The organism is Ochrobactrum sp. P6BSIII, assembly GCF_014138065.1.
Taxonomy (GTDB): domain Bacteria; phylum Pseudomonadota; class Alphaproteobacteria; order Rhizobiales; family Rhizobiaceae; genus Brucella.
Genome location: NZ_JACGXB010000019.1, coordinates 50,619 through 63,834, shown reverse-complemented (window position 1 = coordinate 63,834; position 13,216 = coordinate 50,619). Strand labels below are relative to the sequence as shown.

Genomic DNA, 13,216 nt, shown 5'->3' with positions numbered 1-13,216 from the left:
GCAAAAATGAGGTACGTAAATCAAAAAATTTCAGCTTCGATTTTCGTTGCGATATCAATAGGGTTTAGCAAGGAACTGAAATTGCGTGCAGCGGAATGGGCGAGGCGTTGACAAGAGAAAGGGCGGCCTTGGCCGCCCGATCGTATGGCTTGAAATCAGTCCCAATAAGGGCGCGGTCTGTGGCGCGCTGGCCGGTCCCGATATTCGTCGCGCCAGTGGTGACGACGCCAGTCTCTCGGCGGCGGTCCCCAGCCCCAGCGTGGCGGAGGCGGTGGACCCCAGCCCCAACCTGGAGGTGGTGGTGGGCGGCGATAACCGGGAACGCATACACCGTCATAGGTCATGCGCCAGCCGCGACCGCAGCGGTAATCAGCCTTTTGCACCAGTCCGGATTGCACGGTTGCTTGCAGATTGCTGATCGGGGTGGCTTCGGCATTAAAGGCGAATACAGCCAGTGCCGCAGCTAAAGAAAGTACCGACACTCTCATGCCGTTTCTCCATATCGTTTAACGGCCTCAGTCTGATCTTGCATTTGGGACTATTCGCGGCAGCTGAAATCAATTTGCCTGTACGGCGGATATAATCGCGCTACCAGTGAGTCATCTGACTATTGGCCGCCCAATCGTTTCATCGTCTTCTTCAACGTCGAAACGCTCTGATAACCCGCTTCGACGCTGGCGATGGCAAGCGGCATGCCTTCTGCGCGTTTGCGCATGACATGGGATACACGCAGACGCTGCCGCCATTCGACAAAACTCATGCCTGTCTGGAGACGGAATTTGCGCGTCATGGTGCGACGGCTCATGCCGACTTCGTCCGCCCAGTCGTCAATCGTGAGGTCGAGACCAGGATTGTCGAGCAGGCTGCGGCAAAGCTTGCGCAATTGCTTGTCGGTCGGAAGCGAAACGACATAGGGCTGCTCCTGTGCCGAGCGAACCTCGTCCAGAATAAGCGCGCTGAGATGTTGGCCACGGCCATTCTCATCGTAAAGCACCGGTTCCTCAGCCAGAGCCTGCACGCTGGCGTCCAACAGGGGAGAAACTTTCAGAACGCGCGTCGGCTCCCAGTGCTCGCGCAAGACCGATTCTTCGATAAAGACGGCATGCATTTCCACTGCGCCATAAATGTCGACAGTGTGCGGCACATCGGGCGGAAGAAGCACGGCATAGCCGCTCGGCAGCATGAAAGCGCCATCTTCGGTCTGCGCCGTCATATAGCCACTATTGCTATAGAGAAGTTCGCCGCGCCGGTGACTGTGCCAGCCGGACGAGGCACTTTTCTTATAGTCGCGCCGCATCACCGCCAGAGGGCGTGCAATGTCCTGATAGTCGATGGCGTGTTTCGGTCGCGTGCGAATTTCCATTTTGGCCCAATTTGACTGAAATTGTCATATTTAAATGGAATTGCAAAATTTTGACCCGAATGCAACTCAGATTGGCCTGACTCACCAAACGGTCCCGAATATATTCGCTCGCGCAACACATTGAATTGTGTGAGTAAATTAGAATTATTCTGAATTCTGGACTTACGCAACAATAAAAAATAATCGCTATAACCGCTGCTTTGACGGGCTGCGGGCAGTAGCCGTTTTGCAGAAAACGGCAGGAGAACAGGGTTGAAGACGAGCAGGGACACCGTGCGTAACACAGATCGCATTCATAACAGCGGGCACGCCGGATCGCTGCTCAAAACCGTGCTTCTTGGAAGCGTGGCGCTTGGCGCCGTCGCGGTTCCGGCGATGGCGCAGGATACGGGCGTCATTCAGCTCAACACCATCGAGGTGCAAACCTCTGGTGACAAGGGGCCTCGCGTCCCGGTCAAGGGTTACATCGCCGAATATAGCCGCGCAGCTACCAAGAGTGACACGCCGATCCGCGAAACACCGCAATCGATTTCTGTCGTCACACGCGACAACATGAATGATCGCGCTGTTTCGTCGGTGAGTGAAGCACTGCTTTACAGCGCTAATGTGAACGGTCAGCGTTACGGCGCGGATGTGCGCTCGGATTACTATACTATTCGCGGCTTCCCGGCTGATCTCTATCTCGACGGTATCCGTATTCCGCAGATCGCCAACCAGACCGGCGGCTATTCGGGCTTTGTGGTCGAACCCTATTCGCTCGAAAGCGTGGAAGTGCTGCGCGGCCCAAGTTCAGCGCTGTTCGGCCAGAGCAATGTCGGCGGTATCGTCAACATGGTCAGCAAGCAGCCACAGGCTGAAGCGTCCAATGAAGCCTATCTGCGCGGCGGCAGTTTCCAGCGCAAGGAATTCGGTTTCGATCTGACCGGACCGATCAACAACGATCCGCGTTTCACCTATCGCCTGAACGGTATGATCCGTGATGCCGATACGTCCTACGATCTGGGCAAGAACAACCGTATTGCGATCAATCCAAGCTTTGCCTGGCGTCCGGATGCTGATACCAGCCTGATTGTTTCCGGTGGCTATCTCAAGGATGATCTGGGGCAGGCGGGTGTGATCATTCCGGCATATGGCAGCGTGTTGCCGAACCCGACCGGCCAGAGCATTCCGCGCGATTTCACCGATGGTGATCCGCGCAGCGCGACCTATAAGAAAGAAATCGGCTATGTCGGTTATCAGTTCGAGCATCGTTTCAACGATACGTTCACGCTACGCCAGAACTTCCGCTATTCGCATCTGAAGACCGATTACCGCAACCTGTTTGCAGGCGTGCTGCCAACCAGTGGCTGGAATGGCACAACGCTGCCGCGCACCAATTATCTGGCCCAGCCGGAACTTGATGCCATCGCCTTCGACACGCAACTTGAATCGCGCTTCGATACGGGTCCGCTGGAGCACACTTTGCTGGTCGGCGTCGACCAGCAGTGGCAGCGTCTCGACAATTATACCGGCTCGGCGACCGGTCCGTCGCAGGACCTGTTCAACCCGACCTTCAATCAGCCGCTGACGCCGGTCAAGGCCACGACGCGCCTTCTTCAAAACCAGTATCAGACCGGCATTTATGTGCAGGATCAGATCGAGGCAGGCAATCTGCGCGTGACTCTTGGCGGTCGCAAGGACTTTGTGAAGGTTGATTCCGAGCAGACGACGCTTTCTTCGGGCCGCACCGTCGACTACGAACAGGACCCGGAAAAGTTCACGGGTCGTGCGGGCGTAGCCTATGTGTTCGACAGCGGCTTTGTGCCTTACGCGCTTTATTCGACTTCATTCCTGCCGACGCTGACGCTGGCGGATACGCCGCTCAAACCGACCACCGGCACGTTGAAGGAAGTAGGCATCAAATACGCCCCGGAAGGTGCGAATTACAGCGTAACGCTTTCGGCCTTTGAAGCTGAACAGCAGAACGTCGTCAATCGTATTTCCGGCGTCTATTACCAGACGGACGAAGTGCGGGTACGCGGCGTCGAGCTGGAAGGCACCGCCCAATTGTGGGATCGCCTGAACCTGACGGCTGCGATGAGCTTCCAGGACCCGGAAGTCAGCGAAAGCCAGACCCCGGCCCAGGTTGGCAAGCTGCCTTACACCGTGCCGAAGGACCAGCAGTCGCTGTTTGTGAGCTATAACGTGCCGCTTCCGAACAATATCGATGGCAATCTCGTTCTCGGCGGCGGCGTGCGCCGCATCGGCAAGACCGCAGGCGATACGCTGAATACGTTCTTCGTACCGTCCTACACGCTGGTTGATGCCTTCCTGCGCTATGATCTTGGCAACTATCGCCTTCAGGTGAATGCCTATAATCTTGGCGACAAGAAATATGTGGCAGGCTGTAATTCGACCAGCCAGTGCTACTACGGGCAGGGCCGCTCCATCGTGGCGACAACGAGTGTGAAATGGTAGTGAGTTTCTCACGACGTGAATTTCTTGTGGGGGCGGCTTTGGCCGCCCTTACGTCTTCCGTTCGGGCTGAAGCGCCACGCAAAATCGTAACCCTTGAATGGGCGGAAACGGAAATTGCGCTTTCGCTCGGCATTCGCCCGCTGGGCGTCGCCGATCTGGCGGGCTATCGCCAGTGGGTCAATATCGAGAATGATGGACTTGCCGATGCGACCGATGTCGGTGGGCGGCAACAGCCGAGCCTCGAAGCGCTAACGCGGCTGAAGCCGGACTTGATCCTGACCTCCGCGCTGCGCCACAAGGCGATTGCCGAGCGCCTCAAGGCCATTGCGCCGACTGTGCTGCTCGACGGCGCGTCCGATAGCGCGGATCTCTTTCAGGATATGAAATCAAATCTCGCCGCTGCCGCAACCGCACTGGGGCGCGAGGCGGACGGCAAAGCCGAATGGCAATCTTTCGAAGATGGCCTGTCAGCGGCACGGGCGAAACTTTCTGGCCCGCTGCCTGTCGTGATTGCGCAGCCCTTGCCCGGCGTGGCGCGATTGAGAATATTCACGACCAATTCGGCAGTGATGAAAACACTGGTGCAGGCTGGTTGCTCGGAAGCAGTTGACCGTGGCGTGCAGCCGTTCGGCTTTACCACATTTGGGCTGGAGGAGCTTGCGTCCCTCAGCCCGGAAACACGGCTTTGCCTGTTGGATGAAGCGACGCCAAAGGAATTGACGGAAAGCGCTATCTGGCCGGTCCTGCCGGTGGTCAGCGCTGGCCATATTTATCATCTCGGAGGTGATATCTGGCCTTTCGGCTCGACGCGCTCCATGGCGCGGCTGGTCGAGCGGACCTTATCGGCGCTCATCGCCTGATGCATAAAAAAGCCCCGGTTAAACCGGGGCTTTGTTGTTTCAGGCGACGGCGCGGGCGCATTCGGCGAGAATGCGCAGCACTTCGGCACGCTCCTCGATTTGCGGCATATGTCCGCAACGCTGGAAGATATGCACTCCAACTTTTCCGGGCAGGCCATGGGCATGGCTGACAGGAATGATCCGATCTTCCGCACCGAAGATGAGCCGCACCGGGATCGGCAATCCGGCGATAGCCGACCGGACGTCGAAGGTCTGGGTGCTGTCCGTGAAGAACCGTTCTGCAATGGCGCTTTGCGCGGCACGCAATTCGGTATCGGCAGCTTGAGCGACCGTGGCATTGATGAAAGGCCGCGTGAGCAGGCTTTCGTCGCTGACCAGGAGCTTCAGCCACGGCGTAATGCTCGCCTCGCTTTTTGCGGCGATGAGGCCCTTGGTGAAGGCGCCGTTGATCTCGGGACCGAGACCAGCGGACGAAATCAACACCAGCGAGCGCACATCGACAATGCCGCGTGCTGCAACAGTTGCGGCAACGCCGCCACCGAAGGAATGGCCGCCAAGCAGGCAGGCATTCACGCCAAAGGCGGCGAGTGTGGCTTCAACAGCTTCAGCGATAGCATCAATGCTATCCGGCACCGCACGCGTGGACGCTCCATGACCGGGTAGGTCAAGCGCCAGAACCGGGTGGCCGAGTGTCGCCCCTGCAAGCAGACCGCGCCACGAATTGAGGTCGGCGGCGAAGCCATGGATCAGGACAATCGGCAGTTTTCCGGCTTCACCCTCACGCAACCAGACGGCATTGAGCGAGGCCGCGGAACCTGCGGAGAAGGTCGCCACAGGTTTGGACAGCGGAGCCGATACTGGAGCCGAAGGCTGTGCCGGTGCGACAGCAGCCGGGGCAGAGCCAATCTTCGCCTCGACATCCTTTTTCTGCACGCGCCCCTTGGGACCGGAACCCGCAATCGCCTCCAGATCGATACCGGCCTCGCGGGCCAGCCGGCGTGCAAGTGGCGTTGCACGCACGGCTGTGTCCTGAGCGGCAGCGCCTTGGGAGACGGAAATGACCGGTTCGACAGGTTGGGGTGCAGCCTCCCGAACCGGTACAGGCGCGCTCTGCGAGGGAGCAGGCTGCGCATCGGCGGTGAGCTCAACGGATGGTGGTGTTTTGCGCTCTTCGCCTTCTTCGTAAATCCAGGCGACAGCCTGACCAACCGGCACGACCGTGCCTTCGGCGGCAGTCACATTACCGAGAATTCCGCTGGCCGGTGCGTCCACTTCCATGGCCGCCTTATCCGTTTCGATCTCGAACAGGAGCTGGCCTTTCGTGACGGTATCGCCATCCTTGGCGTACCAGCGCGAAATCTGGCCGGTCTCCATATCCATGTCGACTTTCGGCAGGATGACTTCCACTGCCATGGTCAGCGCACTCCCTTGGCAAGGTCGCGGGCGCTCTTGAGGATGTCGGGCACCTGAGGCACGGTCGCGCGTTCCAGATCCGGATTGTACGGAATTGGTGTTTCTGCGCCGCCAAGACGCACAATGGGGGCGTCGAGATAATCGAAAGCATCGCTTTCAGCGACGATGGCCGAGATTTCTGCGCCGATGCCGAGCGTTTTCACAGCTTCATAGACGCAAAGCAGCTTGGAGGTCTTCTTGACGCTCTTGATGATCGTGTCGCGGTCAATCGGGCGCACGGTGCGCAGATCGATGACTTCGACGTCGATACCTTCCTTGGCCAGTTCTGCCGCCGCATCCAGTGCCTTGTGCACCATGATGGCGGTCGCGACAATGGTGAGATCGCGGCCTTCGCGCACCACTTCGGCCTTGCCGATTGGCACGGTGTAATAGCCTTCAGGCACCGGGCCTTTCATCTTGTAAAGCAACTTGTGCTCGAAGATCATGACCGGATCTGGGTCTTCAACGGCTGCAAGCAGCATGCCCTTGACGTCATGCGGCGTGGATGGCTGCAAGACTTTCAGACCCGGCACATGGCCAAGCCAGGCTTCGAGGCTCTGGCTATGCTGTGCAGCGGCACCCGTGCCGGAACCGGCGGGAAAGCGCATGACCAGCGGCACCGAAACCGCACCACCCAGCATATAGCGGATTTTTGCGGCTTGATTGACGATCTGTTCCATGGCCAGAGCGGCAAAGTCGGAGAACTGGAATTCGAAGATCGGGCGCATGCCGGTGAGCGCTGCGCCGACGGCGACGCCAGCGCCGCCCAGTTCGGAAATAGGCGTGTCCATGACGCGGTCTTCACCGAAGCGATGCACGAGATCGCCGGTAACCTGAAACGCGCCGCCATAGACGCCGATGTCCTCGCCCATCAGGAAAACGCGGTCGTCGCGCTCCATGGCAATCGCCATGGCTTCCTGAATGGCTTGCGAATAGCTCAACTCGCGGATTGTGGTGTCCATGATCAGATTTCGTCCGTATATACGTCGCGGGTCAGGTTGGTGAGGTCGGGAGAAGGACTGTTCTTCGCGAATTCAATTGCGTCAGCGATTTCCTTCTCGACATTGGCCCGAATGGCTTCGATCTCCTTGTCGTCGATCACGCCATAAGCCTTCAGATCAGCCTCGAAATGCGCGATAGGATCGCGATTATTCGCCCAATCCTCGATCTCTTCCTTGGTGCGATAGCGGTTGCGGTCGCTCTTCGAATGACCGCGCAGTCGGTAGGTCTTGTTTTCGATCAGCGAAGGGCCTTCGCCGCGCCGTGCGCGTTCCACCGCCTCGTTGATGGCCTCGGCCACGTCGGAGAGGTTGTTGCCGTCCACGACCTTGCCCGGCATGTTGTAGGCCGAGGCACGGTCCGCGACATTGGCCACCGCCGTTGAACGCTTGGTTGAAGTAGACATGCCATAGCCGTTGTTTTCGCAGACGAAAACGACCGGCAGCTTCCAGACGGAAGCCATGTTGAGCGCTTCATGGAAAGCGCCTTCATTGTTGGCGCCATCGCCGAAGAACGACACGACAACCTTGTTGTTCTTCTGTTTTTTGGCGGAAAGGGCAGCACCGACTGCGATCGGAATACCGCCGCCGACAATGCCATTGGCGCCGAGATTGCCCTTGGAAACGTCGGCAATGTGCATCGAGCCGCCGCGGCCCTTGCAATAGCCGGTTTCCTTGCCGAAGAACTCGGCAAACATGCGCTTCACATCTGCGCCCTTGGCGATGCAATGACCATGGCCGCGATGGGTCGAGGTGATCATGTCATCTTCGGTCAGCGGCAGGCAGGAACCCATGGCGCTTGCTTCCTGTCCAATCGACAGGTGCATCGTGCCGTGGATGAAACCGCGCGTGTAGCTTTCTTCCGCGCCTTCTTCGAAGCGGCGGATGAGATACATCTTGTGCAACGCTTCCTTCAGCTGTTCCGGAGAATAGGTACGGAAAGCGAAGGGCAGGTTGTGGCGATCCGCTGCCTGCGCATCAATCTTTCTGGCTTGAACCATGGTGCGGCTCCTTATGCTCCGTAAACGAGCTTGTCCTGGCGGGCGCGCAGTTCGGCAATCTTCGAACCCGGCGCGACGGCTGCATTGTCATAGGTGATGAGTTCGCCCTTCTTGATCGGCTTCGTCACGCTGCCGCCCTGAAGAAGGCCGCAGGGAATGGCATGCGCAGTGCGCGCTTCGCCAGACGTCATGATCCAGGCGCGGTAGCAATATTCGCCGATGGCATCGAGCTTTTCGCCCGGCTGCATGTCCTTCTTGGCGACTGCGCAAACTTCGGCAACGGGCTTGGCCAGCGGCACCATATCCGGCTTGCCGTAAAGCACGACGCGGGCGCAGGTCAGTGGAACTTCAAGCGAGGTCAAGTGATATGGGCGGTGGAAGGTGAAATATGGACCCTTGCCCATTTTCAGATCTTCCATGCGTTCGGAAACGCGCGGATGCGACATGTCGGCGACAACGAAGACGCCGGGTGCAACGCCCTTGCCGATGGAATAATCCACCACGCCGACCTTCGACAGCACGCCGCCATCCTTTTCCGGAATCAGCGTCTTGTTGAGTTGGTCGAGCGTTGCGGCAGGGCCGTGCATGCCTGGCTTGTCGGGCACAAGGCCGGTAGCATTGGCGATGGCCGCCATTTCAACCATGGTCTTGGAGCCGTCGACGAACTCAACCAGCATACGCACATTCATGTTGCGGCGCTTGGCTTCCTCCAGATAGTCATCGGGAATGGCGTCGATATTGAGCGGGTTGTTCTTGCCCTTGCCAGCGGCAACGATGGGGTGACCCATGGCGGAAACGAATTCGATCAGTTCCATGCAGGAAGACGGCTCGTCGCCAGCACCGAGCGAATAGGTAACGCCCAGACGGTCGGCCTCAGCCTTGAGGTAAGCGCCGATGGTGACGTCGGCTTCGACATTCATCATCACGAGATGCTTGCCATGTTCCATGGCGCGCAGGCCGATTTCAGCGCCTACAGCCGGAACGCCGGTGGCGTCGATCACAACATCAATCAAATCATTTTCGAGGATCAGGTTGGCATTGTCCGTAACGGCAACCTTGCCGCCTTCCATGGCCGAGGTCAGTTCGGAGGCGTTCGAAACTTCCTTGCCGTGACCTTCTTCCTGATAGGCGATATCAACTGCTTTCAAAGCGTTTGGAACGCGCAGTTCGGAAATGGCGCCAATTTCGATGCCAGGCATATGCGCCACGCGCGTTACGATATCGGTGCCCATTTCGCCGGAGCCAATCAGCCCGATGCGGATCGGCCGCCCGCTGTCCGCACGCGCCTGCATATCACGTGCCAAGCCCGTCAACGCCACATTCGTCGCCATCTTTTCCTCCTGATGTTCCTCCAGGCGCCTTCACGCCTCTCTTCCAATAGTCGATAATGAACATTTGTTTCCAAGTCAATACGAGTGTACATTTATCACACTCGTCGAACCTGTTATTCCTTACCGCGCTTTAACGCTTGTGAACAAACATTGGTCTGATATAAAAAACAAATGTTCTGCCCGGTGTTTCAAAATGCAACACAACAAAATCGATTGTGGGGGCATACGGCGCGGAACTTGATACAAGCGTTCGAACGGCCTGGCATTCGTTGGAGAATGACTGGGGGGAGGAGAAAACTATGGACGCATTTCTAAGCGGCCTGAAATCTGCCATCGATACGTTGGGAGCGACGGTCCTGCTCCCCATCGTCATCTTCATTATTGCCGTGGTTCTTGGCGCAAAGGTGGGCAAAGCCTTCCGTGCGGCCGTCACCATCGGCGTCGCCTTTATCGGTATCAACCTCGTTCTGGGGCTGATGTTCACCTCCATTGGCGAGGTGGCTCAGGCCATCGTTACCAATACAGGTATCAAGCGCGACATCGTTGATGTTGGCTGGCCTTCGGCTGCCGCCATCGCTTTCGGTTCGTCCGTGGGCCTCTGGGTGATTCCGGTCGGCATTCTGGTCAATATCGTGCTGCTTTTGATGCGCTGGACCCGCACACTCAATGTCGACGTGTGGAATTTCTGGCACTTTGCCTTTGTCGGCTCGCTCGTCGTCGCCGCAACGGACAATCTGGCCTATGGCATTATCGTTGCAGCCCTCGTTGCCGCTCTGTCGCTTCTGTTTGCTGACTGGTCGGCACGCGCCGTGCAGCAGTTCTATGGCGTTCCGGGCGTTTCGGTGCCGCATCTGGCATCGGCGCAGATTCTGCCGATCGCTATCGTGCTCAACTGGATCATGGATCGCATTCCTGGCATCAACAAGATCCACATCAGCACCGAAACCATCGAGCGCCGCTTCGGCGTCTTCGGTGAGCCTGTGGTTCTGGGCCTGATCATCGGTCTCGTGCTCGGCCTGATCGCTTTCTACAATGCAGGCGATTTCGGCCATGTGCTGGCCAAGGTGCTCGGCACCGGCATGACGCTTGCCGCCGTGATGCTGCTTCTGCCGCGCATGGTCAAAATCCTGATGGAAGGCCTGCTGCCGGTTTCTGACGCCGCACAGGAATTCGTGCGCAAGCGCACCGGCGACCGCGAACTGCTGGTTGGTCTTGATTCGGCAATCCTGATCGGCCACCCGGCTGCAATCTCGTCGTCGCTGATCCTCGTGCCTATCGCGATCATCCTGTCGGTGATTCTGCCGGGCAACCGCGTCATCCTGTTCGCCGATCTTGCGGTTATCCCGTTCATCGTCGCCATGACTGCGCCGCTGTTGAAGGGCAATGTGTTCCGCATGGTTGTCGTCGGTACCGTGACACTCGCCATCGGCTTCTATGTGGCCAATGCGCTTGCTCCGCTCTTCACGAGTGCTGCCGTTGCGTCCGGCTTCAAACTGCCGGAAAACGCGCTGCAGATCACTTCTGTTGTCGACGGCTTCCTGTGGGTGCCTTATGTCATCATCGCCGCAATCCAGTGGTTGGGCGTGGTCGGCATTGCGGCTCTCGCAGTTGTCATCGCAGTGCTGTTCATTCTCTATCGTCGCAACACCGATGGTTGGGAACGGGCAGCCGGTGCAGAAGACGAGCCAGCCGAGCAGAACAACTGGTAAGGCACAAAAGCAATACTGGCCGCATACCGGAGAGGTATGCGGCTATCTGAAATGGAGGATGGAATGGCGAACGGCCTGATGGCTTTTCTCGACCCTGAAGCGATAGAGCTGCAGAGCGAGGCCAAAACCAATGAGGAGATCATCCGTATTCTGGCAGCAAAGCTGGAACGGCTCGGTTATGTAAAGCCAAGCTATGCGGATGCGGTCGTGAAGCGGGAACAGACCATGCCAACCGGTCTGCCGCTGGAGCGCGAAGAAAACGTCGCCGTTCCGCATACTGATCCTGAGCATGTCCTGAAAGCGGGCATCGCTTTCGCTACGCTGAAATCTCCCGTCATCTTTTCCAATATGGAAGATCCGGAAGAGGAAGTGCCTGTCGGTTTTGTTTTCCTGCTTGCCATCAATGACAAGGACAAGCAGATCGAGACCTTGCAGCAGGTTATGGCGACGATTCAAAATGAGGACGCGCTGGACAATTTAAAGAATGCGCGCACGCTCGCTGACGTTGAAGTTGTGCTGGGCTAATCGGAGGAAACAAAATGGCCAAAATGAAAACGATTCTCTTTGCCTGCGGCACCGGCGTGGCAACATCCACCGCTGTGAATGCCGCCGTGACCGAAGAAATGAAAAAGCGCGGGCTGACCTTCAATGCGCAGCAGGCCAAGGCTACCGAGGTGCCCTCACTGGCTGACAATGTCGATTTCATCGTCTCGACGACGCCGATTTCCGCCGCAGTCGAAAAGCGGGTGATCAAGGGTCTCGCTTTCCTGACCGGTATCGGCAAGGACAAGGTTCTGGACGAAATCGAAGCCGAACTGCGCAAGTAATTTCGCCGCAGCGACTTTGGCTGAATTGAATAGAGCGCTTTCGTGTAAGATCACGAAAGCGCTCTATCTGTTTGTATTATCTGTATTTTACGCTTCAGTTCGGAACGGAATGACCGATGCGGCGGAGCATTTCGGCAGCGCTTTCCTCGTCGGTTATGAAAACCGTTGGACGCAGAAGCTTCATCGCACCCAGAAGCGCTTCGATCTTTTCCGTGCCGCCGGATGTGAGGAGACGTTGCGGCGTTTTCTGCAAGCTTTCGATGCTGGCAGACATGACGCGTTCATGCACAGGATCATCAACGATACGGCCATCGGCGTCGTAGAAGTGGAACAGAACGTCACCGACTGCGCCATTGGCGAGCAATGATTGCTTTTGCTGGTCATCCACAAGGCCCACGCGGTACGATGTGCTGCTGGCCGTTTCGATGCCGCCGATGCTGAGTAGCACCATGTCGAGATCTTCGGCCATGTCCAGAACCGTATTGAGACCACAGCGCTCGATCAATGCGGTTCGGGTCTCCTTGCTGTCCACAAGGGCAGGCGCGGGGATAAGGTAGCCTTCGCCTTGCAGCATTTGCGCGAATTGCCAGGCAAATTCCGGCGGGTTGGAGCGTCGTGGCTGCACAATGCCGCCCAGCAGCGAAATAACCTTCAGATCGTTGACCGGGCGCGAGCCGATATGCTGCAAGGTGCTGGACAAGGTGCGACCCCAGCCGACGCCAATGCGCATGCCATGCTGGATTTTTTCCGACAGATAGGCACCTGTCGCAGCACTGATGGGCGGAATCGGATCGGTGTCGGCGGAGGAAAGGGGCGCGACAATGGCCTGTTCCAGCCCGAAAGCCTTTTCAAGGGCCGCTTCCAGCGCCGTCAATGCCGAAAGCTTGCCTTCGATGGTGATCTTCACCTCATTGCGGGCGCGCGCATCGGCAAGGAGACGCACGATGGTCACACGACCGACACCCAGCGCATCGGCAATATCGCTCTGGGTCATCTGCTCGACGTAATACATCCACGCCGCACGGGTTCTGAGGCGGCTGGTGCGGTTTTCCGCTGCAACGCCTTCGGATCCAACCAGAAGGTCGTTGGTTTCAGCTGCGTTCCGTTTCCCCTTGGCGGTCTTTTTCAAATCGATTCCCCAAAATTCTTACAGTTTGCGTCTTTGTGAATATGGAACCTATTGCTTTTCCTGGACGAGGAAAACAATACTTCTTTTGT

General features: G+C 57.7%; 12 protein-coding genes. 5 read left to right on the top strand and 7 right to left on the bottom strand.

The annotated features are described in order from the left end of the window. Positions 1 to 155: 155 nt before the first annotated feature. Both FHW00_RS21215 and FHW00_RS21210 read right to left on the bottom strand, forming a co-directional pair. Positions 156 to 488, bottom strand: a complete 333-nt coding sequence (locus FHW00_RS21215; RefSeq protein ID WP_078340323.1) for a hypothetical protein — start codon at positions 486 to 488, stop codon at positions 156 to 158. Between the two features lie 119 nt (positions 489 to 607). Then, positions 608 to 1,363 (bottom strand): AraC family transcriptional regulator, encoded by a 756-nt coding sequence (locus FHW00_RS21210; RefSeq protein WP_078340324.1) that lies wholly within the window; start codon positions 1,361 to 1,363, stop codon positions 608 to 610. Between the two features lie 252 nt (positions 1,364 to 1,615). Here FHW00_RS21210 and FHW00_RS21205 point away from each other — a divergent pair, with 252 nt between their 5' ends. Next, complete coding sequence (locus tag FHW00_RS21205; protein WP_445557985.1) at positions 1,616 to 3,820, top strand: TonB-dependent siderophore receptor; 2,205 nt, start codon at positions 1,616 to 1,618, stop codon at positions 3,818 to 3,820. Beyond that, positions 3,814 to 4,680: an iron-siderophore ABC transporter substrate-binding protein gene (locus FHW00_RS21200; protein ID WP_078340325.1), complete on the top strand. Its 867-nt coding sequence runs from the start codon at positions 3,814 to 3,816 to the stop codon at positions 4,678 to 4,680. Before FHW00_RS21205 ends, FHW00_RS21200 begins: the two co-directional genes overlap by 7 nt. Positions 4,681 to 4,719: 39 nt before the next feature. On the opposite strand, the gene FHW00_RS21195 is transcribed toward FHW00_RS21200, so the two are convergent. From FHW00_RS21195 to FHW00_RS21180, 4 genes are read right to left on the bottom strand one after another with little or no spacing between them, the layout of a single operon-like run. After that, positions 4,720 to 6,093, bottom strand: a complete 1,374-nt coding sequence (locus FHW00_RS21195; protein ID WP_078340326.1) for an acetoin dehydrogenase dihydrolipoyllysine-residue acetyltransferase subunit — start codon at positions 6,091 to 6,093, stop codon at positions 4,720 to 4,722. A 2-nt stretch (positions 6,094 to 6,095) separates the two neighbouring features. Next, a complete protein-coding gene (locus tag FHW00_RS21190) occupies positions 6,096 to 7,094 on the bottom strand; it encodes an alpha-ketoacid dehydrogenase subunit beta (protein ID WP_078340327.1) in 999 nt (332 codons plus the stop codon). A 2-nt stretch (positions 7,095 to 7,096) separates the two neighbouring features. Then, a complete protein-coding gene (locus tag FHW00_RS21185) occupies positions 7,097 to 8,131 on the bottom strand; it encodes a thiamine pyrophosphate-dependent dehydrogenase E1 component subunit alpha (protein ID WP_078340328.1) in 1,035 nt (344 codons plus the stop codon). 11 nt (positions 8,132 to 8,142) lie between these two features. After that, positions 8,143 to 9,462 (bottom strand): NAD(P)H-dependent oxidoreductase, encoded by a 1,320-nt coding sequence (locus tag FHW00_RS21180; protein WP_078340329.1) that lies wholly within the window; start codon positions 9,460 to 9,462, stop codon positions 8,143 to 8,145. Between the two features lie 299 nt (positions 9,463 to 9,761). Here FHW00_RS21180 and FHW00_RS21175 point away from each other — a divergent pair, with 299 nt between their 5' ends. From FHW00_RS21175 to FHW00_RS21165, 3 genes are all read left to right on the top strand, one after another. After that, positions 9,762 to 11,171, top strand: a complete 1,410-nt coding sequence (locus FHW00_RS21175; RefSeq protein ID WP_078340330.1) for a PTS galactitol transporter subunit IIC — start codon at positions 9,762 to 9,764, stop codon at positions 11,169 to 11,171. Positions 11,172 to 11,234: 63 nt separating this feature from the next. Continuing rightward, a complete protein-coding gene (locus tag FHW00_RS21170; protein WP_078340331.1) occupies positions 11,235 to 11,696 on the top strand; it encodes a PTS sugar transporter subunit IIA in 462 nt (153 codons plus the stop codon). Positions 11,697 to 11,710: 14 nt separating this feature from the next. Further along, positions 11,711 to 11,998, top strand: a complete 288-nt coding sequence (locus FHW00_RS21165; protein ID WP_078340332.1) for a PTS sugar transporter subunit IIB — start codon at positions 11,711 to 11,713, stop codon at positions 11,996 to 11,998. A 94-nt stretch (positions 11,999 to 12,092) separates the two neighbouring features. On the opposite strand, the gene FHW00_RS21160 is transcribed toward FHW00_RS21165, so the two are convergent. Then, on the bottom strand, positions 12,093 to 13,127 hold the full coding sequence (locus tag FHW00_RS21160; RefSeq protein ID WP_078340333.1) for a sugar-binding transcriptional regulator: 1,035 nt from the start codon (positions 13,125 to 13,127) through the stop codon (positions 12,093 to 12,095). Between the last annotated feature and the right edge of the window lie 89 nt (positions 13,128 to 13,216).